General features: G+C 71.6%; 24 protein-coding genes. 17 read left to right on the top strand and 7 right to left on the bottom strand.

Going from position 1 to position 25,354, the window contains the following annotated elements; translation table 11 throughout:
• The first annotated feature begins 17 nt into the window (after positions 1-17).
• The 8 genes from FNV62_RS19170 (at position 18) to FNV62_RS19135 (ending at position 8,743) form a co-directional block, all read left to right on the top strand.
• Positions 18-1,106, top strand: coding sequence for a nitronate monooxygenase (locus FNV62_RS19170; protein ID WP_054231960.1), 1,089 nt, complete (start codon positions 18-20; stop codon positions 1,104-1,106).
• Complete coding sequence (locus FNV62_RS19165; RefSeq protein WP_097284682.1) at positions 1,103-1,852, top strand: 16S rRNA (uracil(1498)-N(3))-methyltransferase; 750 nt, start codon at positions 1,103-1,105, stop codon at positions 1,850-1,852. Before FNV62_RS19170 ends, FNV62_RS19165 begins: the two co-directional genes overlap by 4 nt.
• Positions 1,853-1,876: 24 nt before the next feature.
• Positions 1,877-2,269 (top strand): VOC family protein, encoded by a 393-nt coding sequence (locus FNV62_RS19160; protein ID WP_054231962.1) that lies wholly within the window; start codon positions 1,877-1,879, stop codon positions 2,267-2,269.
• Between the two features lie 111 nt (positions 2,270-2,380).
• A complete protein-coding gene (locus FNV62_RS19155) occupies positions 2,381-2,962 on the top strand; it encodes a hypothetical protein (protein ID WP_225900295.1) in 582 nt (193 codons plus the stop codon).
• Positions 2,963-3,007: 45 nt separating this feature from the next.
• Positions 3,008-6,289, top strand: coding sequence for a S41 family peptidase (locus FNV62_RS19150; protein ID WP_143601603.1), 3,282 nt, complete (start codon positions 3,008-3,010; stop codon positions 6,287-6,289).
• A gap of 77 nt (positions 6,290-6,366) precedes the next feature.
• Positions 6,367-6,720 carry a histidine triad nucleotide-binding protein gene (locus tag FNV62_RS19145; protein WP_054231965.1) on the top strand — a complete coding sequence of 118 codons (354 nt, stop codon included), beginning with the start codon at positions 6,367-6,369 and terminating at the stop codon, positions 6,718-6,720.
• Between the two features lie 6 nt (positions 6,721-6,726).
• Positions 6,727-7,704, top strand: a complete 978-nt coding sequence (locus FNV62_RS19140) for a ribonuclease Z (RefSeq protein WP_144315445.1) — start codon at positions 6,727-6,729, stop codon at positions 7,702-7,704.
• 46 nt (positions 7,705-7,750) lie between these two features.
• A complete protein-coding gene (locus FNV62_RS19135; protein ID WP_097284679.1) occupies positions 7,751-8,743 on the top strand; it encodes an adenosine deaminase in 993 nt (330 codons plus the stop codon).
• A 12-nt stretch (positions 8,744-8,755) separates the two neighbouring features.
• Here FNV62_RS19135 and FNV62_RS19130 read toward each other — a convergent pair whose 3' ends face one another.
• Positions 8,756-10,069 carry an MFS transporter gene (locus FNV62_RS19130; protein ID WP_143601601.1) on the bottom strand — a complete coding sequence of 438 codons (1,314 nt, stop codon included), beginning with the start codon at positions 10,067-10,069 and terminating at the stop codon, positions 8,756-8,758.
• A gap of 277 nt (positions 10,070-10,346) precedes the next feature.
• Here FNV62_RS19130 and FNV62_RS19125 point away from each other — a divergent pair, with 277 nt between their 5' ends.
• From FNV62_RS19125 to FNV62_RS19105, 5 genes are all read left to right on the top strand, one after another.
• Positions 10,347-11,456, top strand: a complete 1,110-nt coding sequence (locus FNV62_RS19125) for a carbohydrate kinase family protein (RefSeq protein WP_179858164.1) — start codon at positions 10,347-10,349, stop codon at positions 11,454-11,456.
• A gap of 188 nt (positions 11,457-11,644) precedes the next feature.
• Complete coding sequence (locus FNV62_RS19120) at positions 11,645-12,712, top strand: PhoH family protein (RefSeq protein WP_060896461.1); 1,068 nt, start codon at positions 11,645-11,647, stop codon at positions 12,710-12,712.
• Positions 12,713-12,725: 13 nt separating this feature from the next.
• The gene (gene ybeY / locus FNV62_RS19115) at positions 12,726-13,223 is read left to right on the top strand and encodes an rRNA maturation RNase YbeY (protein ID WP_054235448.1); all 498 of its coding nucleotides are present in this window, start codon (positions 12,726-12,728) and stop codon (positions 13,221-13,223) included.
• Positions 13,220-14,533: a hemolysin family protein gene (locus tag FNV62_RS19110; RefSeq protein WP_060896462.1), complete on the top strand. Its 1,314-nt coding sequence runs from the start codon at positions 13,220-13,222 to the stop codon at positions 14,531-14,533. The genes ybeY and FNV62_RS19110 overlap by 4 nt, the downstream gene beginning before the upstream one ends.
• A 40-nt stretch (positions 14,534-14,573) precedes the next feature.
• Positions 14,574-14,930 (top strand): MmcQ/YjbR family DNA-binding protein, encoded by a 357-nt coding sequence (locus FNV62_RS19105; protein WP_144315444.1) that lies wholly within the window; start codon positions 14,574-14,576, stop codon positions 14,928-14,930.
• Here the strand turns inward: FNV62_RS19105 and FNV62_RS19100 are convergent.
• Positions 14,892-16,343 (bottom strand): MFS transporter, encoded by a 1,452-nt coding sequence (locus FNV62_RS19100; RefSeq protein ID WP_143601600.1) that lies wholly within the window; start codon positions 16,341-16,343, stop codon positions 14,892-14,894. The two genes, FNV62_RS19105 and FNV62_RS19100, sit on opposite strands and share 39 nt — an antisense overlap.
• A 120-nt stretch (positions 16,344-16,463) precedes the next feature.
• On the opposite strand from FNV62_RS19100, the gene FNV62_RS19095 reads away from it, so the two are divergent.
• Together FNV62_RS19095 and FNV62_RS19090 are read left to right on the top strand one after the other, a co-directional pair.
• Positions 16,464-17,285, top strand: a complete 822-nt coding sequence (locus tag FNV62_RS19095) for a helix-turn-helix transcriptional regulator (protein WP_097288952.1) — start codon at positions 16,464-16,466, stop codon at positions 17,283-17,285.
• A gap of 41 nt (positions 17,286-17,326) precedes the next feature.
• Entirely contained in the window at positions 17,327-17,680 is a 354-nt protein-coding gene (locus FNV62_RS19090) for a cytidine deaminase (RefSeq protein WP_060896467.1), read from the top strand.
• A gap of 349 nt (positions 17,681-18,029) precedes the next feature.
• Here FNV62_RS19090 and era read toward each other — a convergent pair whose 3' ends face one another.
• The gene (gene era, locus FNV62_RS19085) at positions 18,030-18,989 is read right to left on the bottom strand and encodes a GTPase Era (protein ID WP_181360885.1); all 960 of its coding nucleotides are present in this window, start codon (positions 18,987-18,989) and stop codon (positions 18,030-18,032) included.
• Between the two features lie 188 nt (positions 18,990-19,177).
• Here era and FNV62_RS19080 point away from each other — a divergent pair, with 188 nt between their 5' ends.
• Positions 19,178-20,524, top strand: coding sequence for an ammonium transporter (locus FNV62_RS19080; protein ID WP_060896469.1), 1,347 nt, complete (start codon positions 19,178-19,180; stop codon positions 20,522-20,524).
• Entirely contained in the window at positions 20,521-20,859 is a 339-nt protein-coding gene (locus FNV62_RS19075; RefSeq protein WP_054235454.1) for a P-II family nitrogen regulator, read from the top strand. Before FNV62_RS19080 ends, FNV62_RS19075 begins: the two co-directional genes overlap by 4 nt.
• Here the strand turns inward: FNV62_RS19075 and FNV62_RS19070 are convergent.
• The 4 genes from FNV62_RS19070 to FNV62_RS19055 all read right to left on the bottom strand — a co-directional run bounded on the left by FNV62_RS19070 (position 20,753) and on the right by FNV62_RS19055 (position 25,129).
• Complete coding sequence (locus FNV62_RS19070) at positions 20,753-21,838, bottom strand: WxL protein peptidoglycan domain-containing protein (protein WP_143601599.1); 1,086 nt, start codon at positions 21,836-21,838, stop codon at positions 20,753-20,755. The genes FNV62_RS19075 and FNV62_RS19070 overlap by 107 nt on opposite strands.
• An 86-nt stretch (positions 21,839-21,924) precedes the next feature.
• Entirely contained in the window at positions 21,925-23,274 is a 1,350-nt protein-coding gene (locus FNV62_RS19065) for a beta-xylosidase (protein WP_181360884.1), read from the bottom strand.
• A 239-nt stretch (positions 23,275-23,513) separates the two neighbouring features.
• On the bottom strand, positions 23,514-23,990 hold the full coding sequence (locus FNV62_RS19060; RefSeq protein ID WP_075032686.1) for a hypothetical protein: 477 nt from the start codon (positions 23,988-23,990) through the stop codon (positions 23,514-23,516).
• A gap of 326 nt (positions 23,991-24,316) precedes the next feature.
• Entirely contained in the window at positions 24,317-25,129 is an 813-nt protein-coding gene (locus tag FNV62_RS19055) for a GNAT family N-acetyltransferase (RefSeq protein WP_097284670.1), read from the bottom strand.
• Between the last annotated feature and the right edge of the window lie 225 nt (positions 25,130-25,354).

Genomic DNA, 25,354 nt, shown 5'->3' with positions numbered 1-25,354 from the left:
CGTGACAACATGCCGTCATGTCCACCGCACTGACCGATCTCCTCCCTCACCCGATCGTGCAGGCCCCCATGGCGGGCGGCGTCTCCGTCCCGCATCTCGCGGCCGCCGTGTCCGAGGCCGGCGGGCTCGGGTTCCTTGCCGCCGGGTACAAGACCGCCGACGGCATGTACCAGGAGATCAAGCAGTTGCGCGGGCTCACGGGCTGCCCCTTCGGGGTCAATCTGTTCATGCCGCAGCCCGAGTACGCGGACCCCGCGGCGGTCGAGGTCTACGCCCACCAGCTCGCGGGCGAGTCCTCCTGGTACGAGACCGAACTCGGTGAACCCGACAGCGGCCGTGACGACGGCTACGACGCCAAACTCGCCGTCCTCCTCGACAACCCGGTGCCGGTGGTCTCGTTCCACTTCGGCATCCCGAGCACCGACGTCCTGGAGTCCCTGCGCCGCGCCGGCACCCTCACCGTGATCACCGCGACCACGGCGGAGGAGGCCCTCGCCGTCCAGCGGGCCGGCGCCGACGCGGTCATCGCGCAGGGCGTGGAGGCGGGCGGCCACCAGGGCACCCACCGCGACAACCCGGAGACGGACGGCACGGGGATCGGGCTGCTGTCGCTGATCGCGCAGGTCCGCGAGGCCGTGGACATCCCGATCATCGCCGCCGGCGGCATCATGCGCGGCAGCCAGATCGCCGCGGTGCTGGCCGCGGGCGCGAACGCCGCGCAGCTCGGCACCGCGTTCCTCGCCACCCCGGAGTCCGGCGCCAACGCCGTGCACAAGCAGGCGCTGACCAACCCGCTGTTCGTACGGACGGAGCTGACGCGCGCGTTCTCCGGGCGGCCGGCGCGCGGCCTGGTGAACCGGTTCATGCGCGAGCACGGCCCGTACGCGCCCGCCGCGTACCCCGAGGTCCACCACCTCACCTCCCCGCTGCGCAAGGCGGCGGCCAAGGCGGGCGACGCACAGGGCATGGCGCTGTGGGCCGGGCAGGGGCACCGCATGGCGCGCGAGCTGCCCGCCGGGCAGCTGGTGGAGGTGCTGAGCGCGGAGCTCGAGGAGGCCAGGACAGCGTTGTCGGCCGCCGGGGAAGCGGGGGGTGAGGTCCGATGACGGCACCCGTGTTCGTGGTCGAGCACTTCGAGGCGGGCAGCGGCGGACGGTACGTGCTGGACGGCCCGGAGGGGCGCCACGCCGTCTCCGTGAAGCGGCTGAACCCTGGTGAGGACGTCGTCCTCACGGACGGGGCCGGGCGGTGGGCCGAGTGCGTGGTCGTCGCCACCGAGGGCAAGGACCGGCTGATCGTCCAGATGGACTCGTACAGCGAGGAGCCCCCGGAGGAGCCCCGCATCACCGTCGTCCAGGCGCTCCCCAAGGGCGACCGGGGCGAGGTGGCCGTGGAGACGATGACCGAGACCGGCGTCGACGCGATCGTCCCCTGGGCCGCGTCCCGCTGCATCACGCAGTGGAAGGGCGAGCGAGGTCTGAAGGCGCTCGCCAAGTGGCGGGCCACGGCCCGGGAGGCCGGCAAGCAGTCGCGCCGGGTGCGCTTCCCGGAGGTCGCGGACGCGGCGACGACCAAGCAGGTTGCCGCACTTCTGGCCAGTGCCGACTTCGCGGCGGTGCTGCACGAGGACACGGAGGTCGGCACCGAGCCGTTCGTGACGGCCGAACTCCCCACCTCGGGCGAGATCGTGCTGGTGGTCGGCCCCGAGGGCGGGATCTCCCCCGGGGAGATCGAGCTGTTCACCGGGGCGGGCGCGAAGACGTGCCACCTGGGGCGTACCGTGCTGCGTACATCGACCGCCGGGACGGTGGCGACCGCGCTGCTGATGGCGCGCACCGGCCGCTGGTCCTGACCTCGCGCACGCACGGGGGACGCCTTGGAACTCGCCCAAGTACGGCTGCTCGTCTCGGACTTCCCGGTCTGCTACCACTTCTACGCCGAGGTCCTCGGCCTCAAGCCCCAGTCGGGCGCGACCGAAGGACCGTACGAGAAGTTCAGTCCCACCGTCGGTTCGGCGGGCATCGCGCTCCAGGACCGCGCGATGATGGCCCGGATACTCGGTGAACTGGGCGACTCGGCGACCGGCCACCGCTCCCTGGTGGTCCTGCGCGTCGACGACCTCGACTCCTACTGCGAGGCCATCACCTCGCGCGGCGCCGTCCTCGTGCACGGCCCGGACTTCATGACGGACCGGATGCGGGTCGCCCACCTCAAGGACCCCGAGGGCAACCTGGTGGAACTTCAGGAGTGGCTCCTCCTGCGGACCTGACAGAGTTTCACGCATACGCGTTCGACGGGGGCGCACGAGGGTGTGTAGTGGCCGTATGGGGTCTACCGCGACGCCCGGGACAGTGGCACTCTGCCGTCTATGGGGGCATTGATGCGTTTTCGACGAGTGGTGAGGCGACTGGTGACGGGCCGTCGGGGACCGATGGTCGCCGGGCTCGCCGTGGTGAGCGCCTTCGGGGTGGCCGCGTGCGAACCGGTCGGCGGGCTGAGCGCCTCCGCGGTGGCGTACACGACCGACCGGGCCGGGACCGCGGAGCTGCAGCGACAGCACGTCGACGTGCAGTACCTGAGCTGCACCGGGTCCTACGGCGGCGGGAACAAGGCCTACACTCCGGGGCGCACACCGTCGGCCTCGAGTTCCACGCCCTCCGTGGTGGAGGTGGACTGCCGGGGGCAGACCAAGGACCGGCGGCAGATCACCATCACCGGGAAGGTCACCCGCGAGGTCGAGGGCAAGTGCGTCCGCGGGGACCTGACGGCCAAGGTCGGCGGCAAGCAGTGGTTCCACGTGAACGTACTGGGCAACTGCAACGCCCCGAGCACGCCCTCGTACACACCCCCCACCTACGGCGCGCCCACCTACCACCGCCCGGGCCCCACCACCACCGTCACGGTGACGAAGACCATGTGGTGCAAGGGCGATCCCACCTGTTGGCCCTCCCAGGGCAAGTGATCCAAACCCCTGTCGGGCCGAGCTGTCCCTGCATAGGGTGATCGGGTGACTCAGTCTGCATCGTCCGCGTCGTCGGTATCACCCGCGTATCTCCGGTTTCCGCATCTGCACGGTGAGCTGGTCGCCTTCACCGCCGAGGACGACGTCTGGGTCGCCCCCCTCGACGGCGGCGGTCGCGCCTGGCGGGTCAGCGCCGACAACATGCCGGTGAACCACCCCCGCATCTCCCCGGACGGTACGACCGTCGCCTGGACGTCGACCCGCGACGGAGCGCCCGAGGTGCACGCCGCGCCCCTGGAGGGCGGACCGTCCACGCGGCTGACGTACTGGGGGAGTTCGAAGACCCAGGTGCGCGGCTGGACCCCGGACGGGCGCGTGCTCGCGCTCAGTACCCAGGGCCAGGCCAGCCTGCGCCGCACCTGGGCCCGGGCCGTCCCGCTCGACGGGGGCCCCGCGACCACCCTCCCGTACGGGCCGGTCGGCGACGTGGTCCACGGCGATCCGGGTGTGCTGCTGCTGTCCGCTCCCATGGGACGCGAGGCCGCCTGGTGGAAGCGGTACCGGGGCGGCACGGCGGGCAAGCTGTGGATCGACAGGGCCGGCGGCGACGGGGCGGGGGCCGGCGAGTTCGTACGGCTGCACGAGGACCTGGACGGAAACCTCGAATACCCCCTGTGGGTGGGGGAGCGCGTCGCCTTCCTGTCCGACCACGAAGGTGTCGGAGCGCTCTACTCCTCCCTCGCCGACGGATCCGATCTGCGCCGCCACACGCCGGGTGGGGGTACCTCCCGCTTGAGCGAAGCCGAGAGTGGGGGAGGCTTCTACGCCCGGCACGCGGCGACCGACGGCGCCCGGGTCGTGTACGCGTCCGCCGGTGAACTGTGGCTCCTCGACGACCTGGACGGCGCCGAGCCGCGCCGGCTCGACCTGCGGCTCGGCGGACAGCGTGTCGACCAGCAGCCGCACCTCGTGAGCGCCTCCCGCTGGTTCTCGGCCGCCGCCCCCGACCACACCGGACGCGGCAGCGCGGTCTCCGTGCGCGGCGCCGTCCACTGGGTCACCCACCGCTCCGGACCGGCCCGCGCGCTCGCCGCCCGGCCCGGTGTGCGCGCCCGGCTGCCCCGCGCCTTCCGGGTGGAGGGCGAGGAGTACGTGGTGTGGGTGACGGACGCGGCGGGTGACGACGCGCTGGAGTTCGCCCCGGCGACCGGTCTCGCGCCCGGAGCGACCCCGCGCCGGCTCGCCGCCGGACAGCTGGGGCGGGTCCTCGGGCTCGCCATGGCACCGGACGGCAGCCGCGCCGCCGTCGCCTCGCACGACGGACGGGTGCTGCTCGTCGAGCGGGAGACCGGCGAGGTACGGGAGGTCGACCGGAGCGAGGACGGCGAGGTCTCCGGGCTCGTCTTCTCGCCGGACTCCGCCTGGCTCGCCTGGTCGCACCCCGGCCCGCGCCCGCTGTGCCAGCTCAAGCTGGCCAACACCGCCGACCTGTCGGTGACCGAGGCGACTCCGCTGCGTTTCCGCGACTACGCGCCCGCGTTCACCCTCGACGGCAAGCACCTCGCCTTCCTCTCGGCCCGCTCCTTCGACCCCGTCTACGACGAACACGTCTTCGACCTCGCGTTCGTCGGAGGCTCCCGGCCGTATCTGATCACCCTGGCCGCGACCACCCCGTCCCCCTTCGGACCGCAGCGCCACGGCCGCCCCTTCGAGGCACCCGACAAGGACGAGACACCCGACAGCGAGGGCGCCCCCACCACCCGTATCGACCTCGACGGACTCGCCGACCGGATCGTCCCGTTCCCCGTCGAGGCGGCCCGCTACTCGACCCTGCGCGCCGCCAAGGACGGGCTGCTGTGGCTGCGCCACCCGGTCGTCGGAGTCCTCGGCGCCTCCCGCGCCACCCCGGACGACCCGGACCCGAAGACCGAACTGGAGCGCTACGACCTCGCCCAGCAGCGCGTCGAGCACCTCGCCGCGGACGCCGACCACTTCGCCGTCAGCGGCGACGGCAAACGCGTCCTGCTGTGGACCGACGGCAAGCTCAAGGTCGTCCCCAGCGACCGCCGCGCCTCGAACGACGACGAGAGCGACACGAACATCACCGTCGACCTCTCCCGGGTCCGCCAGACCGTCGACCCGGCCGCCGAGTGGCGGCAGATGTACGACGAGACCGGCCGCCTCATGCGCGACAACTTCTGGCGGCCCGACCTGGGCGGGGTCGACTGGGAAGGCGTACTGGACAGGTACCGGCCGGTGCTCGAACGGGTCGCCACGCACGACGACCTCGTCGACCTGCTGTGGGAGGTGCAGGGCGAACTCGGCACCTCGCACGCGTACGTGACCCCGCGCGGCGGCTGGGGCGGCGGCGACCGGGCGCAGGGACTGCTCGGGGCGGACATCTCCCGTCATGAGGACGGCAGTTGGCGCATCGACCGGATCCTCCCCTCGGAGACGTCCGACCCGGACGCGCGGGCGCCGCTCGCCGCGCCCGGCGTCGCGGTGCGCGCCGGGGACGCGATCGTCGCGGTCGCCGGGCAGCCGGTGGACCCGGTGGCCGGACCCGGGCCGCTGCTCGTCGGCACCGCGGGCAAGCCGGTCGAGCTGACCATCTCTCCGTCGGGCGGCGGCGATCCGCGGCACGCCGTGGTCGTCCCGCTCGCCGACGAGGAGCCGCTGCGCTACCACGCCTGGGTCGCGGACCGGCGTGCCTACGTCCACGAGAAGTCCGGCGGACGGCTCGGCTATCTCCATGTGCCCGACATGCAGGCGCCCGGCTGGGCCCAGATCCACCGCGACCTGCGCGTTGAGGTGGCCCGGGAGGGGCTGGTCGTGGACGTCCGGGAGAACCGCGGCGGCCACACCTCCCAGTTGGTCGTGGAGAAGCTCGCGCGGCGGATCGTGGGCTGGGACCTGCCGCGCGGGATGCGGCCGTACAGCTATCCGGAGGACGCGCCGCGCGGACCGGTCGTCGCCGTCGCCAACGAGTTCTCCGGCTCGGACGGCGACATCGTCAACGCGGCGATCAAGGCGCTGGGCATCGGGCCGGTCGTCGGGACGCGGACGTGGGGCGGGGTCATCGGCATCGACAGCCGGTACCGGCTCGTCGACGGCACCCTCGTCACCCAGCCCAAGTACGCGTTCTGGCTGGACGGTTACGGGTGGGGCGTGGAGAACCACGGTGTCGACCCGGACGTCGAGGTCGTCCAGACGCCGCAGGACTACGCGGCCGGGCGCGACGCGCAGCTCGACGAGGCGATCCGGATCGCGCTGGCCGCGCTCGAGGAGAACCCGGCGAAGGCGGCACCGACGCTGCCGGACCTCTGATCCGGGCACCCACCCGTACCTACTGAGGCCGATACGATGCACGACGTAATGATCAGACGGCGTGAGGAGGCACACGCATGACGGGAGAGCCGCAGGACGATTGCTTGTTCTGCAAGATCGTCGCGGGGCACGTTCCCGCGAACGTCGTCCGGGAGACCGACACGACCGTCGCCTTCCGCGACATAAACCCCCAGGCGCCCACGCACATCCTGGTCATCCCCAAGGTGCACCACCCGGACGTGGCCTCCCTCGCCGCCGCCGAGCCCGCCATCGCCGCGGACCTGCTGCGCGAGGCCGGCGAGGTGGCGTCCGAGGAGAAGCTGGAGAGCTACCGCATCGTGTTCAACACGGGCGGCGGCGCGGGCCAGACCGTCTTCCACGCGCACGCCCACCTCCTGGGCGGCCGTGGCATGCAGTGGCCGCCGGGGTAACCGACCTTGTCCGTACGTGAACTGGTGGTCCTCGGCACCGCCAGCCAGGTCCCCACCCGGCACCGCAACCACAACGGCTATCTGCTGCGCTGGGACGGGGAGGGCCTGCTCTTCGACCCCGGTGAGGGCACCCAGCGGCAGATGCTGCGGGCCGGGGTCGCCGCGCACGACCTGCACCGGATCTGCGTCACCCACTTCCACGGCGACCACTCCCTCGGCCTCGCCGGGGTGATCCAGCGCATCAACCTCGACCGTGTCCCGCACGAGGTGACCGCGCACTACCCGCGCTCCGGGCAGCGCTTCTTCGACCGGTTGAGGTACGCGACGGCCTACCGCGAGACCGTCGAGCTGACCGAGGCACCGGTCGAGACGGACGGGGTGCTCGCGACCACCCCCTCGTACACCCTGGAGGCCCGCAGGCTCTCCCACCCCGTGGAGTCCTTCGGCTACCGGCTGGTCGAGCCGGACGGTCGGCGGATGCTGCCCGAGCTGCTCGCGGAGCACGGGATCAAGGGGCCGGACGTGGGGCGGATCCAGCGCGAGGGCGTGCTCGGCGGGGTCTCCCTCGACGACGTGAGCGAGTTGCGGCGTGGACAGCGGTTCGCGTTCGTCATGGACACGCGGCTGTGCGAAGGCGTGGACGCCCTCGCCGAGGGCTGCGACCTCCTCGTCATCGAGTCGACGTTCCTGGACGGTGATCACCAGCTCGCCGTCGACCACGGTCACCTGACGGCCGGTCAGGCGGGCCGGGTGGCGCGGGACGCGGGCGTACGGCATCTCGTGCTCACGCACTTCAGCCAGCGGTATGCCGAACCTGGGGGCACCTCCCAGGCGGAGTCCGGGGGAGAATTCGAGCGGCAGGCCCGGGCCGCCGGGTTCGAGGGGGAGCTGACCGTGGCGCACGATCTGGTGCGGGTGCCGGTCCGAAGCGGCGATGAGCCGTCGTCGTACGAGTCGACGAGCCGTCGTCGTACGAGTCGCTGAGGCGTCATCGCACGAGATCGTCGGTACACAGCCGTACGATATTTCGATGCCCCTCCCCAAAGCAGAACTGCACCTCCACATCGAAGGCACTCTCGAACCCGAGCTGGCCTTCGAGCTCGCCGCGCGCAACGGCGTCACGCTCCCCTACGCGGACACCGAGGAGCTGCGCAAGGCGTATCTCTTCGACGACCTCCAGTCGTTCCTGAACCTGTACTACGAGCTCATGGCCGTCCTGCGGACCGAGCAGGACTTCGCCGACCTCGCCGACGCCTACCTCGCACGGGCCGCCGCGCAGGGCGTGAGGCATGCGGAGATCTTCTTCGACCCGCAGGCCCACATCGCCCGGGGCGTCGGCATGGGGACGGTCGTCGAGGGGCTGCACCGGGCGCTCTCCCGCAGCGAGGAGACGCACGGCGTCTCCACCCAGCTGATCATGTGCTTCCTGCGCGACGAGTCCGCCGAGTCGGCGCTCGCGACCCTGGAGGCCGCGAAGCCCTACCTCGACCGGATCGTCGGCATCGGCCTCGACTCCGCCGAGGTCGGGCACCCGCCGGTCAAGTTCCGCGAGGTCTACGAGGCCGCCGCCGCGCTCGGCCTGCGGCGCGTCGCCCACGCGGGCGAGGAGGGGCCGCCGGAGTACATCACCGAGGCGCTGGACGTGCTCGGCGTCGAGCGCATCGACCACGGGCTGCGCTGCATGGAGGACCCCGAGCTGGTCGAGCGGCTCGTACGGGACCGGGTGCCGCTGACGCTCTGCCCGCTGTCGAACGTACGGCTGCGCGCCGTGGACGTCCTGGAGGACCACCCGCTGCCCGCGATGCTGGACGCCGGGCTGCTGTGCACGGTCAACTCCGACGACCCCGCGTACTTCGGCGGGTACATCGGCGACACCTTCCACGCCGTGCACGGGGCGCTGGGGCTGGACCGGGAGCGGATGCGGGAACTGGCGCGCAACTCGTTCGTGGCGTCCTTCCTCGAGCACGACGAGGAGCGGCGGGCGCGCTACCTCGCCGAGGTCGAGGCGTACGAGTTCGGATAGACCGCGGCGGGACTACCTGCTTCCGGGCCCCGGTCCGGCCACCGCACCCGCGGTCGCCTGCCGGGGCCCTGCCGTGTCGTACGCCGTCCGGGGAACCGGGACGGCGTCCAGCGGGATCTCCACGACCGGGATCTCCACGACCGGGTGCTCCACGACGGGGTGCTCCTGCGGGAGCGGCGCGGCGCGCCGGGTGCGCAGGGCCACGGCCGTCATCGGGACGGTGATCAGGAGCAGACCGAGGGCCAGGATCACGCCCATCCCCGGGTATCCGACCCGGGCGGAGAGCAGACTGCCCGCGAGCGGGCCGCACGCCGTGCCGAGCGAGGAGGCGGAACCGACGAGGACCGCCCACCGGCCGCGCCGGTCCAGGGACGCGGCGAGGCCGATGACGTAGGAGAGCACGACCGGGTAGACCGTGTTCCAGGCGATCTCGCCCGTCGCGAAGGACGTCAGGTCGGTGGCCGCCGCGCTGAGCGCGATGCATCCGGCGATCAGGGCCGTGCCCGCGCCGATGGGCAGCGCCCGGCCCAGGCGTTGGCCGAGCGCGCCCGCGCCGATCACCCCGAGCAGCCCCGCGCCGAGCGCCACCGCGAAGACCGCGCCGACGGTCACCTCCGTCAGCCCCGCCTGCCGCAGACCGATCCGGCCGCTGACACCCCAGAGTGAATTCTGGGCGAGGGACCAGCAGAGCATCGAGGCGGCCAGGACGAGACCGGCGCGGCGGTGGGGGAGTGGAGTGGTGGTGGCGCGGAGGATGCGGGCGGCGGGGGTGTGGGGGGTCTCAGGGGCGCCGGCGGTGGGGAGGCGGCGGGTCACGGGCAGCACGAGCAGCGCGGTGACGGCGATCGCGGCGAGGGGGTGGCCGTGGCCAGGGCCCAGGTGGGGGATCGTCAGATACAGCGCGCCCGCGAGGGCGGAGACGCCCAGCAGGCCCAGGGTGGTGGTGCGGTGGGGGTCGCGCTGGCCGGCGATCCCGGTGGCGGCGACGCTGGTGATCGTGCCGGAACCGAGGCCGCCGACGATCGCGCCGAGGACGACCAGGGGGATGGTCGTCGTGAGGGCGGCGGTGCCGTAGCCGGCGGCGGCCAGGAGCAGGCCGCCGCGGGCGAGCCCGCGGGGGCCGAAGCGGTCCACCCGGGACGCGAGCAGGAAGCCCGCCGTCGCCGAACTCAGCAGCAGGGCGCTGCCGATGGAACCGGCCTCGGTGGCGGAGAGGGGGAGACCCGCGCTCAGCCGGCCGACGGTGGTCGGGAGCAGGTACGGGGCGAGGTACCCGGCCGTGAAAAGGGCGACGAGGGGCCAGGGCGTGGTGGTGCGGGCGGACACGGGCGTTCCCAGGGCATGCGAAAGAGCGGCTCGATAAGGGGGGTTGGGCGGCTGTCGACGGACAGGAACGCGCGGGCAATTTGTATCAAGCGGGTGGGGGTGCGACGTAGGCGGGGAGGTGTGATCCGGGTCACGTTCTGTTTGCGGGGGGAAGGGTGGGGTAGGCGCAGGCTTTTTACCCGGCTGTTCATCGGTCCCATCCGGCCTCGACCGGCGCCGTGCCGTGTGCCGTTTGGTGCACACTGGCCTGAATCCGCACCACCTCAGGGAGCGCACCGTGATCGAGACCAACGGAGAGCGACCGTACTGTCACGCTCACGTCGACCCGCTCGCCGGTCTGCGCACCCCTCAGGACCCGCCCTGGGACGTCTACCTCACCGGCACCGTCTTCCTCGACATCATCTTCACCGGGCTCGACACCGCCCCGGTGCGTGGCACCGAGTCCTGGGCGCGCGGGATGGGGTCGAGCCCCGGCGGCGTCGCCAACATGGCGACCGCGCTCGCCCGCCTCGGCCTCAAGACCTCCCTGGCGGCGGCCTTCGGGGACGACCACTACGGGGAGTACTGCTGGGACGCCCTGGAACAGGGCGAGGGCATCGACCTCGCCCCGTCGCGCACCGTGCCCGACTGGCACTCGCCGGTCACCGTGTCGATGGCGTACGAGGGCGAGCGGACGATGGTCAGCCACGGGCACGAGCCGCCGCCGGAGGAGCCGGCGCCGGAACACGCCCCCCGCGCGCGTGCCGCCGTCGCCTCGCTGACGCCCGGCACGCGCGCGCACTGGATCGCCGAGTCCGCGCGCGCGGGCACCCGGATCTTCGCTGACGTCGGCTGGGACGACACGGGGCGCTGGGACCTGGCCGGGCTCGCGGACCTGGAGCACTGCGAGGCGTTCCTGCCGAACGCGGACGAGGCGATGCGGTACACCGGCGCGGACTGCCCGCGGGCCGCCGCGCACGCGCTGACCGAGTACGTGCCACTGGCCGTCGTCACCCTCGGTGCCGAGGGCGCGTACGCCGTGGACGGCCGTACCGGGGAGACCGCCGAGGTCCCCGCGATCGCCGTGGAGGCCCTCGACCCCACCGGTGCCGGGGACGTCTTCGTCGCCGGGTTCGTGATGGGCACCCTCGCCGACTGGCCGCTCGCCGACCGGCTCGCCTTCGCCGGGCTGACCGCCGCGCTCTCCGTCCAGGAGTTCGGCGGCTCCCTCTCGGCGCCCGGCTGGGCCGAGATCGCGGCGTGGTGGCGCCGGGTCCAGTCCGTCGACGACCAGGAACCGGCCGCGCTGCGCCGGTACGCCTTCCTGGAGAGCCTCCTCCCGGAGGTGACCCGTCCGTGGCCGCTGCGACGGGCGGTCCCGACCATCGGCTTTCGCCGGTCGGTCTGACGCTCCCCGCCCCGCGCGACCGGTTCCGCCTGCCCCTGGGTGCGGGGCCCCGCCCCGCCCCGGCCCCGAACCCGCGCCGAAAAGCCCTACGGCACTGTCACCCCACCGTCGTACCCTTGGAACCGCAAGGCTGCCCCCGTGGCAAGCGTGCCGATCAAGGAGGAAAAGCAGGCCTACAGAGCCGGCCCATGACTCAGACACCCACAGCTCACAGCCCCGCTTCGGGGCAGGCACGAGCGCATTTCACCGTCCCGGCCAAGCACCCCATGGTGACCGTGCTGGGTTCCGGGGACGCGCTGCTTCGCGTGATCGAGAAGGCCTTCCCGGCGGCCGACATCCACGTCCGGGGCAATGAGATCAGTGCGGTCGGCGACGCCGGTGAAGTCGCTCTCGTCCAGCGCCTGTTCGACGAGATGATGCTGGTGCTCCGCACGGGGCAGCCGATGACGGAGGACGCAGTGGAACGCTCGATCGCCATGCTCAGGGCGAGCGAGAACGGGGAGGGCGACGGTCAGGAAACCCCTGCCGAAGTGCTCACGCAGAACATCCTGTCCTCGCGCGGCCGCACCATCCGACCCAAGACGCTCAACCAGAAGCGGTACGTCGACGCCATCGACAAGCACACCATCGTCTTCGGCATCGGCCCCGCCGGCACCGGCAAGACGTACCTCGCGATGGCGAAGGCCGTACAGGCGCTCCAGTCCAAGCAGGTCAACCGGATCATCCTCACCCGCCCCGCGGTGGAGGCGGGCGAGCGGCTCGGCTTCCTGCCCGGCACGCTCTACGAGAAGATCGACCCCTACCTGCGGCCCCTCTACGACGCGCTGCACGACATGCTCGACCCCGATTCCATCCCGCGGCTCATGGCGGCGGGGACCATCGAGGTCGCGCCGCTCGCCTACATGCGCGGTCGCACCCTGAACGACGCCTTCATCATCCTGGACGAGGCCCAGAACACGAGCGCCGAGCAGATGAAGATGTTCCTCACCCGCCTCGGCTTCGAGTCGAAGATCGTCGTCACGGGCGACGTGACACAGGTCGACCTCCCGAACGGGACGAAGTCGGGCCTGCGCCAGGTCCAGGACATCCTGGAGGGCCTCGACGACGTCCACTTCTCGCGGCTCACGTCCCACGATGTCGTACGGCACAAGCTGGTCGGCCGTATCGTCGACGCGTACGAGAAGTACGACAGCGAGAACGGCACCGAGAACGGCTCCCACAAGAGCCGCGGCAAAGCCGGCCACAAGGGGAAGTAGACAAGCGAGCACCATGTCGATCGACGTCAACAACGAGTCCGGAACCGAGGTCGACGAGCAGGCGATCCTCGACATCGCCCGCTACGCACTCGCGCGGATGCGCATCCACCCGCTCTCCGAACTCTCGGTGATCGTCGTGGACGCCGACGCCATGGAGCAGCTCCACATCCAGTGGATGGACCTTCCGGGGCCCACCGACGTGATGTCGTTCCCCATGGACGAGCTGCGGCCGCCGTCCAAGGACGACGACGAGCCCCCGCAGGGACTCCTCGGTGACATCGTCCTGTGCCCGGAGGTCGCCGAGCGGCAGGGCAAGGAAGCTCCCACACAGCACTCCATGGACGAGGAACTGCACCTCCTCACCGTCCATGGAGTGCTGCACCTGCTCGGCTACGACCACGAGGAGGCGGACGAGAAGGCCGAGATGTTCGGTCTGCAGGCCGCCATCGTGGACGGCTGGCGCGCGGAGAAGGGCATGACGGGCCCCTCGCCGGCCCCGACCGTTTCATGAGTCCCCAGCTCGTCATCGGCGCCATCGCGCTGGTCGTGGTCGCCTGGCTCGCCGCCTGCGCGGAGGCGGGCCTCGCGCGTGTCTCCAGCTTCCGCGCGGAGGAGGCCGTACGGTCCGGGCGGCGCGGCAGCGCCAAGCTCGCCCAGGTCGCCGCCGACCCGACCCGCTATCTGAACGTGGCGCTGCTGGTGCGTGTGGCCTGCGAGATGGCCGCCGCCGCGCTCGTCACGTACGCCTGCCTGAAGGAGTTCGACGAGACCTGGGAGGCCCTCGTCGTCGCCATCGGGGTCATGGTCCTCGTGTCGTACGTCGCCGTGGGCGTCTCGCCGCGCACCATCGGCCGCCAGCACCCGCTGAACACGGCGACGGCGGCCTCGTACGTCCTGCTGCCGCTGGCCAGGATCATGGGCCCGATCCCGCCCCTCCTCATCCTCATCGGCAACGCGCTGACGCCCGGCAAGGGCTTCAGGCGCGGTCCGTTCGCCTCCGAGGCCGAGCTGCGCGCGCTGGTCGACCTCGCCGAGAAGGAGTCCCTGATCGAGGACGAGGAGCGCCGCATGGTGCACTCCGTCTTCGAGCTGGGCGACACCCTCGTACGAGAGGTGATGGTGCCGAGGACCGACCTCGTCGTCATCGAGCGGTACAAGACCATCCGCCAGGCCCTCACGCTGGCGCTGAGGTCCGGCTTCTCGCGCATCCCCGTCACGGGGGAGAGCGAGGACGACGTCGTCGGGATCGTGTACCTGAAGGACCTGGCCCGCAAGACGCACATCAGCCGTGAGGCCGAGTCCGAACTCGTGTCCACGGCCATGCGGCCCGCGACCTTCGTGCCCGACACCAAGAACGCGGGCGACCTGCTGCGCGAGATGCAGCAGGAGCGCAACCACGTCGCCGTCGTCATCGACGAGTACGGCGGCACGGCCGGCATCGTCACCATCGAGGACATCCTCGAGGAGATCGTCGGGGAGATCACCGACGAGTACGACCGTGAGCTGCCGCCCGTGCAGGAACTCGGCGACGACAGCTACCGGGTGACCGCCCGTCTCGACATCGGTGACCTCGGCGAGCTGTACGGCTTCGAGGCGTACGACGACGAGGACGTGGAGACGGTCGGCGGACTGCTGGCGAAGGCACTCGGGCGGGTTCCGATCGCCGGTGCCTCCTCGGTGGTCGAGTTGCCCGACGGACGCGAGCTGCGGCTGACGGCGGAGGCCGCGGCCGGGCGCCGGAACAAGATCGTCACGGTGCTCGTCGAGCCGGTCGGCCCGGTGGACCCGGAGCCGTCCGAGGAGGAGAAGAAGCCGGAGTGACGCCGTCGGAGAGGGCGATGTGGGCGAAGGAGACGTGGGAGTGAAACCTCAGCAACTGCGTGCGTTCTGTCTGTCCTTCAACGCGACCGTCGAGGACTTCCCCTTCGCCCCGGACATCTCCGTCTTCAAGGTGCTGGGCAAGCTCTTCGCGCTGACACGACTGGACGCGCGCCCGCTCACGGTCCTCAAGTGCGACCCGGAGGACGCGGTCCGGCTGCGCGGCGAGCACCCGGGGCTGATCGTCCCGGGCTATCACATGAACAAGCGGCACTGGAACACGGTGACGGTCGACGGCGAACTCCCGGACCGTCTGGTCCGGGAGCTCATCGAGGACTCCTACGATCTCGTCGTCGCCGGTCTACCGAAGGCCGAGCGCCTCCGCCTCGACCGGGCGTGAGCGGTCGCGGCCCAGCCCGGTCGCTACCAGCACCGCCGCCGCCAGGACGATCACCGCGTCCAGGGCGAGGACCGTGTGGACACCGGCCAGCAGGTCGCTCGACGTCGTCGCCAGGACACCCAGCAGCGGGATGCCGATCGTGATGCCGACCTGCTGGGTGGAGGTCACCAGGCCGGTGGCCAGACCCTGCTCCTCGTCGGGGACGCCCGAGGTCACGGTCAGCCCGTACGAGATGATCGCGCCGAGGTGGCACATGCTGGCCAGCGAGATCGCGGCGGTGGCGAGCCAGACCGACCAGGTGTGGGCGTTCAGCAGCACCAGCCCCGCCACGAACAGGCCCTGGCCGGCCAGCGAGCCGACCAGCGTACGGCGGGCGCCGAAGCGGCCGATGACCTTCGGGGCGTACACCCCGGCGACGGCCGACATCACGCCCTGGACCCCGAAGACCAGCCCCGTCTCGAACGCGGACAGACCGAGGGTCTCCTGCAAATACAGCGTCAGCACGAAGACGACCGTCGACATCATCGAGAAGGTGACCAGACCGCCCAGGTTGCCCCACGCCACCGTGCGGCGGCGCAGCATGGGGAGGCTGACGAGCGGGGCGTGGGCGCGCGACTCGACGTACACGAAGGCGGCGAGCAGGAGCACGCCCGCGACGAGGGTCACGATGACGTCGGTGCCGCCGAAGCCGCGCTCGGCCGCCGTCGACAGGGCGTAGATCAGGGCCAGCAGACCGCCGGTGACGGTGACCGCGCCGGGCACGTCCAGGCGCGGCCGGTCGGGGGTGCGGGACTCGGGCAGCAGGCCCGGGGCCAGCGGCAGCACGATCAGCGCGAAGACCGACAGCAGGCCCATCGTCGAGCGCCAGCTCAGTACGTCGGTCAGGACGCCGCCGGCCACCATGCCGACCGTGAAGCCGAGGGAGAGGAGTGTGCCGGAGATGCCGAGCGCACGGTCGCGCGCCGGGCCCTCGGGGAACGTCGTCGTCAGCAGCGACATGCCCGTCGGCACGATCGCCGCCGCGCCGAGGCCCTGCAACGCCCGGCCCGTCAGGAACGACGCCGGGTCCCAGGCGAAGGTCGCCAGCAGCGAGGCCGTACCGAAGAGGGCGAGGCCGGTCAGGAAGAGCCTGCGACGGCCGTACAGGTCACCGATGCGGCCGAAGAGGAGCAGGAAGCCGCCGGACGGCAGGGCGAAGGCGGTGACCGCCCACTGCAGCGCGGACTGGCTCATGCCCAGGTCCTTGCCGAGCACGGGCAGCGCCACGTTCAGTACGGAGAAGTCGAGCGCGACCATGAACTGCGCGGCGCACAGCACGAAGAGGACGAGCTTGTCGCGGGTCGACAGCCGGGTGCCGAGCGGGGAGTGGGCAGTTGGGGAAGCGGATGTGGTTTCGGTGGTGTCGATCGCCATGACAAGAGCGTGCGGCCGTCGGAAGCTGGTGGTCGCACCACCAGTCACCAACAGGGGGATTCACACGTGACGGAGGACGCGCTCAGGACCCACCGACGGCGTGAGCTGCGGGACTTCCTGATGAGCCGTCGGGCGAGGGTGTCACCGGCGGAGGCCGGTCTGCCGGACGGTGGGGCCCGCCGCCGCACGCCGGGGCTGCGCCGCGAGGAGGTGGCCGTGCTCGCGGGCGTCGGCGCGTCCTGGTACCAGTGGCTGGAGCAGGGGCGGGACATCTCGGTCTCGCCCCAGGTACTCGACGCGGTCGCCCGCGTCCTGCGGCTCAGCAACGCCGAACGACGCCATCTGTACCTGCTCGCCGGGCTGAACCCGCCCGCGCCGGAGGTCGCGCCCGAGGTCCGGGACATGTGCGACGGGCTGCGGCGGCTGATCGACACGTGGATGCCGTATCCGGCGCACATCATGGACCCCTACTACAACTGCGTCATGTACAACGACGCCGCCGGGATGGTCCTCGGGATGCGGCCCGACAACACGCAGAACTGCATCATCGACTTCTTCACCGACCCGCTGTACCGGGGACAGTCCCGGACCTGGGAGAAGAACGCGCGCACGGTCGTCGCCCAGTTCCGCGCGTCGTGCGCGGCGGCGCCGGACGACGAGGGGTACCAGGAGGTACTGGACCAACTCCGGGACGCCTCACCGGAGTTCGCCGCGCTGTGGGAGGAGCGGGACATCGAGGACGCCGGGCAGATCCGCAAGGAGCTCGACCACCCGCTCGTCGGGCTGCTCGCCGTCGAGTCCACCGCGATGAAGGTGCCGGCGCGGCCCGACCTCACGATCGTGCTGCACACGCCGCTGCCGGAGGCGAACACGGCGGCGAAGCTGGAGTGGCTGGCCTCGCCTGAGGGCCGACGGGGCTCGATGTATCCCGTGGCGGGCTAGGCCTGTGCGTGCGGCTTTCGATCCCTTCGTATGCTCTGAACATGACCGACAGCAGCGCGCTTGACCCCGAGGACCGCAAGATCGTCACCCTGGCCCGTTCCGCGCGGGCGCGCAACGGGGTGCCGGAGGGGGCGGCCGTACGTGATGAGACCGGCCGTACGTATGTCGCGGGGACGGTGGATCTTCCCTCCCTGCGGTTGAGCGCGTTGCGTACCGCGGTGGCGATGGCGGTGGCTTCCGGGGCGAAGTCTCTTGAGGCGGCGGCGGTGGTGTCCGAGGCGGGGGAGGTCTCTTCGGAGGACCGGGCGGCGGTACGGGATCTCGGTGGGCCGGCGACGCCGGTGCTGCTGGCGGGCACCGACGGCACCGTCCACCTGACCACGCCCGCAGGCTGAGCCCGCTCCTTCGCCCCCGCCGCCCCTACCCGACCCATCCTCGACCTGGGGCTCCGCCCTAGACCCCGGCGTTGTCCGTCGGCTGCGGGTGGGTGGGGGCCGTTCGCGCAGTTCCCCGCGCCCCTGGGGCCGGGGCTGCGCCCCGAATCCCCGCCCGGCCCTGGTCGTTCGGCTGACGGCCGGTGGGGGCTGGTCGCGCAGTTCCCCGCGCCCCTGAAAGCCTCGGCTCGCCCTCGTTTTCAGCCCGTCCGGCGTTTGAGGACGAGGCCGTTCAGGCCGAAGCGGGGGTCTGGGGGCGGCAGCCCCCAGGGATGGGACGGGTAGGGGCGGCGGGGGCGAGGGAAAGGGGTCAGAAGCCGAGTTTGCGGAGTTGGCGCGGGTCCCGTTGCCAGTCCTTCGCGACCTTCACATGGAGGTCGAGGAAGACCGGCGTACCCAGCAGCGCCTCGATCTGCTTGCGGGACTTGATGCCGACCTCCTTCAGGCGCTTGCCCTTGGGGCCGATGATGATGCCCTTCTGGCTGGGGCGCTCGATGTAGACGAAGGCGTGGATGTCGAGGAGGGGCTTGTCGGCGGGGCGGTCCTCGCGGGGAAGCATCTCCTCCACGACGACGGCGATGGAGTGGGGGAGCTCGTCGCGCACACCCTCCAGCGCCGCCTCGCGGATCAGCTCCGCGATCATGACCTGCTCGGGCTCGTCGGTGAGGTCACCCTCCGGGTAGAGCGCCGGGCCCTCGGGAAGGAGCGGGACGATCAGGTCGGCCAGCAGGTCCACCTGCTTGTCCGCGACCGCCGACACCGGCACGATCTCCGCCCACTCGAACCCCAGCTCCCGCCCGAGCTGATCGATCGCGATGAGCTGCTCGGCGAGCGTCTTGCTGTCGACGAGGTCGGTCTTCGTGACGATCGCGATCTTCGGCGTCTTCTTGATGGACGCCAGTTCCTTCGCGATGAAACGGTCACCCGGACCGAGCTTCTCGTTCGCGGGCAGGCAGAAGCCGATGACGTCCACCTCGGCCCACGTCGTGCGCACGATGTCGTTCAGACGCTCACCCAGCAGCGTGCGCGGCTTGTGCAGACCAGGGGTGTCGACCAGGATCAGCTGGGCGTCGGGGCGGTGCACGATGCCCCGTACCGTGTGCCGCGTGGTCTGCGGCTGGTTCGCGGTGATCGCCACCTTCTGGCCGACCAGAGCATTCGTGAGGGTGGACTTGCCCGCGTTGGGGCGGCCCACGAAGCAGGCGAAGCCGGCGCGGTGGGGTGCCTCGGACGGCTCGGATGACTGGGTACGAACGCTCATGGCGCCCATTGTCCCTGATCCACAGGCCCGCGCCGTACGCCACATGCCTTTGACCGCTCCCGCGCGGCTCCGTGAGGTTTCGGAAACCCCCACGCAATACGAAACACGCCGGAAACGCACACGTGCACAACCGGAAACGCGAGCCCGTGACTCTCTGACGACGCCCCCGCACCCAGGAGAACCGAGGAGAGCCGTCCGTGGAGTTCGTGCAGAGCGTGGAGACCCTGGACACCGTCAACCTGGCCGCCGCACCGCACCTCGACACGGGCGACACCGCCTGGCTGCTCGCCGCCACCGCCCTCGTTCTCCTGATGACACCGGGCCTGGCCCTCTTCTACGGCGGCATGGTCCGCACGAAGAGCGTCCTCAACATGCTGATGATGAGTTTTGTGTCGATCGCCCTGGTCACCGTCGTATGGCTGGTGGGCGGTTACTCGCTCGCCTTCGGAGACGACGCCTTCGGGGGGCTCATCGGCGGGCTGCGGCACGTCGGCATGAGCGGTATCGGGCCGGACAGTGTGCACGGGACGGTGCCCACCCTGCTCTTCGCCACCTTCCAGCTCACCTTCGCGATCATCACCGCGGCGCTGATCAGCGGGGCGATCGCCGACCGCGCGAAGTTCGCGGCGTGGCTGGTGTTCGTGCCGGTCTGGGCGCTGCTCGTATACGTTCCCGTCGCGCACTGGGTGTGGGGTCCGGGAGGCTGGGTCCTGGCGAAGCTGGGGGCGCTGGACTTCGCGGGCGGGCTGCCGGTCGAGATCACCTCCGGCGCCTCCGGCCTGGCTCTCTGTCTCGTCCTCGGCCCCCGTCTCGGCTTCAAGAAGGACGCCATGCGGCCGCACAACCTGCCGATGGTGATGCTGGGCGCGGGGTTGTTGTGGTTCGGCTGGTTCGGCTTCAACGCCGGGTCCGCGCTGGGCGCCAACGGACTCGCCGCCGCCGCTTTCCTCAACACCCTCGCCGCCGGCTGCACCGGTCTGCTCGGTTGGCTCTTCGTCGAGCAGAGGCGCGACGGCCACCCCACCACCCTCGGCGCCGCCTCGGGCGCGGTCGCGGGTCTGGTGGCCATCACCCCGTCCTGCGGGTCCGTGTCGCTGCTGGGCGCGCTGGTCGTCGGTCTCGCCGCCGGTGTCGTCTGCTCGTACGCCGTGGGCTGGAAGTTCAGGCTGAACTACGACGACTCGCTGGACGTCGTCGGCGTTCACCTGGTCGGCGGCATCATCGGCACGGTTCTCATCGGTGTCTTCGCCGACGCGACGATGACCGGTGGCGCCGAGGGGCTGCTGTACGGCGGTGGGTTCGGACAGCTCGGCAAGCAGCTGGTGGCGGTCGTGGCCGTTGGGGCGTACGCCTTCACCGTCACGTACGGCATCGGGAAGGTGCTCGACAAGGTCGTGGGGCTGCGGGCGGACGAGGAGCACGAGCACACCGGACTGGACCTTACGGTGCACGCCGAGACCGCTTACGATCACGGGGTCCTGGGCCACGGCGCCCCGGTCTCGTCATCCCTCCCCACCGCTCAGAAGGCCAAGGCCCAGGCATGAAGCTCATCACCGCCATCGTCAAGCCGTACCGCCTCGACGAGGTCAAGACCGCTCTCCAGGAGCTCGGCGTGCACGGGCTCACCGTCACCGAGGCCAGCGGGTACGGGCGCCAGCGCGGCCACACGGAGGTCTACCGCGGCGCCGAGTACCAGGTCGACCTGGTCCCCAAGGTCCGTATCGAGGTCGTCGTCGAGGACGCGGACGCGGAGGCCGCGATCGACGCGATCGTCAAGGCCGCGCAGACGGGGAAGATCGGCGACGGGAAGGTGTGGTCCGTACCGGTCGAGACGCTCGTACGGGTACGGACGGGCGAGCGCGGCCCCGACGCACTCTGAGCCACCACGGGCGGGTACCGCTCCTGCGCGCTCCGAGCGGCCACGGGCGGGTACCGCCCCTGCGCGCCCTGATCACCACCACGGCGGCGGCGATCCCCGCGCCCGCCAGCACCGCCATCAGCCACGGCAGCGCGACGAACGACGTGCTCGCCGACTCCCGGGTGCCGGGCGCGCTGGCCGTCAACGTCACGTGGCCCCAGTCGAGTTGGGGCGCCCCGCGCCACGGCTCGGTCAGCCGGACCCGTTGCCCCGGCAGCAGCTCCGAGGGGACCTTCGTGAGCCCCCGGGACAGCAACGTACGCCCGAAGAGGCCTTCGGCCCTGAGCCGCACCTTCGGGTTCAGGGTCACGTTCCCGGTGTTGTGGAGGGTGTACGAGACGGTGGCGCCGCTCTCGCCGAGGCCGGGGACCAGGGGCTGGTGATGGCTGATGCGGACCTTCTCGACGGCGAGGGCGGGGACGGTGGGTCCGCCGACCCGGAGGTAGATCCGGGCGCCGACCGCCCGTTGCACCGCCACCGAGGAGGTCGCCGCGTCCCCGGACTCGAGGCGCTCGTCGAGTGCGACCAGTGCGCCCGGGTGGTCGCCGGGTTCGGCCTTCTCGGGCACCCGGAGGGTGAACGGCACGGTCACCGAACCGTGCGCGGGCACCGTCACCCGGGAGCGGGCGGGGTGTGCCCACGCGCCGACCCCGAGCTGCCTCTCCTTCACCGTCCGCACCGCGAACCCGCCGTCGCGCGCGGTGTTGTAGGCGTCGGCGGCGTACAGCCGGAAGGTCAGCGGGGCGCCGGTCTTGTTGGCGACGGTGACCTTGTCCCGGAGGGTCTGGCCGGGGTCGGCGGAGAGGTAGAAGTACGGGCGGGCCGCGATCTGCGTGGAGACGGGGTAGACGGACCAGCTGCCGTTGTCGGCGGCGTACGAGGCGGGTGTGGTGAGCGCGAGAAGGAACACGGACAGGACGAGGACGTACAGCTTGCGCATGGGTGCGGACCCCCGCGGACGTGGGTGGACAGGCCCTGGGTGGACGGGCGGGTGCGCGCCCGGCCACCGGGGTGCGGAGGGGTGGATCAGGTGAGCGTCAGCGTGAGCACGCCGGAGTAGGAACCCGGCGGTGTGAACGCCGGTACGTCCAGTGACAGCCCGGCGTCGACGGTGAACTCACCACCGGTGAGCGCCCCGTTGGGGGTGGACGCCAGGGTCGCCCCCGCACCGCCCACCGCGCCGGACGAACCGGCCTGGCAGGTACTCGGGCTGCCCGCCTTGGTCGCGCAGGCGGGGGTCCAGCTCAGCTTCCCGGCGTCGATCTTGGCGCCGGGACCGGTGAAGTCGGTGACCTTGCCGGTCAGGGACCAGCCCGCGGGCCCGCCGCGGAAGTCCTTGACGGTCACGGTCCGCAGGGCACCGGTCGAGGCCCCGCCCTTGCCGAAGTCCACCGCCGACAGCTGGACGGCGTCCCCGGCCTGGGACATCGACAGGGTTCCCGCCTTCACCGTGGTGGTGAGTTTCTGGGAGCCCGCGGGGATCGGGGTGTCGTCGACGACCACGTACGCCGCCGGCCCCGCGCCCTTGGTGTCGCTCCAGCTCGCGCCCTCGTACGCCACCACACCGGTCGTCGTCTTGTCGTTGACGGCCAGCGTGCCGTTGATCGAGCCCTGTGCGTCGGCGGTCGTGGTGGCGGTGTCGGCGGTCTGGGTGGCCCCCGACCGTCCGGCGAGGGTCACGCTCGCGCCCGGGGTGAAGTTGCTGCCGGTGACGGTCACGCTGTCACCGGGCTTCCCGGAGGCCGAACCGAGCGAGATGGCACGGTTGTTGGTCTGGGTTCCGTCCGTCGCGGTGATCGTCCCGGAGACCGGGGCGGGCGGGTTGGTGACCGTGCAGGGAGTGTCCAGCTCCAGGATGTAGCTGGTGTGGATGTTGTAGTCGCCGGGCGCGAGGGTGATGGCGCCCGGGCTGGTGACGGTGAAGGTGCCCGTCATGCTGAACCCCGGGAAGGGCGCGTTGCCCGCCACCGGGTCGTTCTTCCTGGGGCCCGCGACCGTGACGTCTCCCGTCTGCGCGCCGCCGAGGGCGACCTTGCCGGTGGGCGTCATGATGTCGGCGGGCAGGGCGAGGGCGGTCGGGTTGTTCGCGGCGGGCGTGACCACCTTGTACGTCACGGTGACGGTGTCACCGACCTTGGGACTGGGGTTGTCCACCGTGATGATCGCGGTGGTGGTGCCGTCGATCGGCGGGATGCCCGCGATCGCCGGCGGGATGCAGTGCGTGGCGAAGTCCACGTTGTGGGAGTCCGCGGCCGCGGCGCCCGCCGGGGCCGCCAGCGCGCCTCCCGCGGTGACCGCCAGCGCGGTCACCCCGAGCAGTGCCGCCCAGCGGCGTCTTCGGGCGTGCGAACCCCTGGTTCCCCTGTGCGTTGCCATGTGCCCCCTCCTGAGGGATGCGGGCGCAGCGGCTCGTCTGCGCCGACAGGGGGCCATTGATGTGCGGGTTGTGTGAAAAGTCAATGGAGGGCCAAGGCGATAACTGATGGGCCATCAGATCGTGTCAACATCGTCAACTGGGCACCCCCGTAGGCCAGTTGGCTGTCATCAGGCAGTACGAGGACCGGTGCCGCCGCGCGACGGCGACACCGGTCTTCACGTAGGTGCGGTGGCGGGGCTCAGCTGAACACGAACGGGCCCGGTGCCTGCGCCGCGCTCGCGGTGCAGGTGATGGTGATGCCGAAGACGACCATCTTCAGCGAGCCCCCGTACGCGTCGAGGCTGTCGCCGGAGGCGACGGTGCCGCTGAGCGGGCCCACCGTGACCCCGCCGCCCAGCGGAATGGCGGGGTTCTTCGTGCCGGTGAACGCGACGGTGCCGCCGCCGGACTTCGCCATGGTCAGGGTGGAGGCGATGGAGTCCTGCGCCAGCGCGATCGGCGCGGTGATCGAGGTGGAGCTGAGGGTGATGGTCGCGGCCGTGCCGGTCTGGGTGGCGGTGAGGGTGGCCGCACCACCGCCGCCGATCGTGCAGGTCGCGTTGATGGTCGCGGTGAGCGGGGTGACGGCCGCGGCGGTCGGCGCGAGGGCCAGGCCGGTCGCGGCGAGGGTGCCGGCGGCTAACGCCGCGGCGATTCCGAGTTGCTTGCGTCTCATCGGGTTCCCTTCCCTTGTACGGGAATTGCCATGTGGGGATGGAGGGACGGAACCGTCTGCTCAGAGGCCGGGGCCGGGCCGGGCACACGGACGCGTCACCGGTGAACGCCGGTGCGGGTGCGGAGAGATGTGTACACGGACCGTCCGCGAGCGGGGTGCGGGACGCCAGCGGAGGCGTTTCTGACGGTCCGTCGGAACTAGCGGTTCCATTGATGCGCGAGCGGCTTGGGATTGCAAGGCATGCCAGGCGGTTTCTTCAGGGGTTGTCGAAAGTGGCCGAAGTTCGTCCCTGGCCCCTGATCGGCCCGCTACTCGTGATCGGCCCGCTACTCGGCGAGTTCCGCGATCAGCGCCGTCGCCACCGTCCGGAACCCCAGGCGGCCGTACATCCGCGCCACGTCCTCGTCCCCGGCCGACAGGAACAGCGTCTCGACGCCCCGCTCACGCGCGTCGGCGACGAGGGCGGCCGTGACGCCGTACGCCAGCCCGCGGCGGCGTTCGGCGGGCAGGGTGCCGACGCCCGCGATCTCGCTCACGCGGCCGACGGGCAGGTGCATCCCGGAGCAGACCACGGCGCCGTTCTCGACCGCCGCGGCCAGTACGGTGCGGCCCACGCGGATGCGGTCCGCGGCGGCGGGTACCTCGGCGGCGCGGGCGGTGATCTCGGTGGCCAGTTCGCCGGTTCCGGCCTCCCCCACCGCCGTGCCCGGCGCCGCGAACGCCACATGCGGCACCGCCAACGCGCCCGCCAGGAAGGGGTCTTCGGGATCCAGGACGCGGACCAGGGGATGCGGGTCGGGCAGCGGCGCGTCCTCGTCGCGGATCATCAGGGGATGCGCGTGTACCCGTAGCCCCGTCGCCTCGACCACCTCCCGCAGGCCCGGCGTCACCTCCGCCACCCACTCGAAGGCCTCCGGCACACACAGCTCCCGCTGCCGCGCCCGCACCCGTTCGACGTCCTCGGCGGTGGCCGCCGGGCCCGTCCAGTCCAGGGTGGGTCGCGCGTAGTAGGGCCAGCCCGTGGCCTCCCGCACGAAGAGCGTCAGCGGGCCGAAGTCCTCGGCCCGCGCCGCGGCGCGCGGTACCGAGTCGTAGTAGCGCTCAAGACGGTCGAGGGGTGTGTCGTTCACCGTGGTCATGGCGCCATCCAAGACGAAGAGACCAGGCGAGGGCACCTGAATTCGGGCCAGTGGCTTCAGCGGGATTCTTATGGGGAACCCCGGGCGTTTACGCCTGCGAATGCGAGGCTCGCGGGTGGCCGGGTGGCCGGGTGGCCGGGTGGCCGGGTGGCGTCGCGGGTGTGAAGCTGGTGGTGCAGGTGAAGCTGCTGCCGGCGCCCCTGCAGGCGGCGGCACTTGCCGGTC

This window comes from Streptomyces sp. RLB3-17, assembly GCF_007113425.2.
In the GTDB taxonomy this organism is placed as follows: Bacteria; Actinomycetota; Actinomycetes; order Streptomycetales; family Streptomycetaceae; genus Streptomyces; species Streptomyces mirabilis_D.
Note: the sequence above shows the minus strand (reverse complement) of the source record. Positions and strands in the feature narration are given on the sequence as shown.

Coding starts and splice junctions, on each gene's coding strand:
- FNV62_RS19170 (WP_054231960.1), top strand. CDS start 18: ATGTCCACCGCACTGACCGATCTCCTCCCTCACCCGATCGTGCAGGCC.
- FNV62_RS19165 (WP_097284682.1), top strand. CDS start 1,103: ATGACGGCACCCGTGTTCGTGGTCGAGCACTTCGAGGCGGGCAGCGGC.
- FNV62_RS19155 (WP_225900295.1), top strand. CDS start 2,381: ATGCGTTTTCGACGAGTGGTGAGGCGACTGGTGACGGGCCGTCGGGGA.
- FNV62_RS19145 (WP_054231965.1), top strand. CDS start 6,367: ATGACGGGAGAGCCGCAGGACGATTGCTTGTTCTGCAAGATCGTCGCG.
- FNV62_RS19135 (WP_097284679.1), top strand. CDS start 7,751: ATGCCCCTCCCCAAAGCAGAACTGCACCTCCACATCGAAGGCACTCTC.
- FNV62_RS19120 (WP_060896461.1), top strand. CDS start 11,645: ATGACTCAGACACCCACAGCTCACAGCCCCGCTTCGGGGCAGGCACGA.
- ybeY (WP_054235448.1), top strand. CDS start 12,726: ATGTCGATCGACGTCAACAACGAGTCCGGAACCGAGGTCGACGAGCAG.
- FNV62_RS19110 (WP_060896462.1), top strand. CDS start 13,220: ATGAGTCCCCAGCTCGTCATCGGCGCCATCGCGCTGGTCGTGGTCGCC.
- FNV62_RS19100 (WP_143601600.1), bottom strand. CDS start 16,343: ATGGCGATCGACACCACCGAAACCACATCCGCTTCCCCAACTGCCCAC.
- FNV62_RS19095 (WP_097288952.1), top strand. CDS start 16,464: ATGAGCCGTCGGGCGAGGGTGTCACCGGCGGAGGCCGGTCTGCCGGAC.
- FNV62_RS19090 (WP_060896467.1), top strand. CDS start 17,327: ATGACCGACAGCAGCGCGCTTGACCCCGAGGACCGCAAGATCGTCACC.
- era (WP_181360885.1), bottom strand. CDS start 18,989: ATGGGCGCCATGAGCGTTCGTACCCAGTCATCCGAGCCGTCCGAGGCA.
- FNV62_RS19075 (WP_054235454.1), top strand. CDS start 20,521: ATGAAGCTCATCACCGCCATCGTCAAGCCGTACCGCCTCGACGAGGTC.
- FNV62_RS19070 (WP_143601599.1), bottom strand. CDS start 21,838: ATGCGCAAGCTGTACGTCCTCGTCCTGTCCGTGTTCCTTCTCGCGCTC.
- FNV62_RS19065 (WP_181360884.1), bottom strand. CDS start 23,274: ATGGCAACGCACAGGGGAACCAGGGGTTCGCACGCCCGAAGACGCCGC.
- FNV62_RS19060 (WP_075032686.1), bottom strand. CDS start 23,990: ATGAGACGCAAGCAACTCGGAATCGCCGCGGCGTTAGCCGCCGGCACC.
- FNV62_RS19055 (WP_097284670.1), bottom strand. CDS start 25,129: ATGACCACGGTGAACGACACACCCCTCGACCGTCTTGAGCGCTACTAC.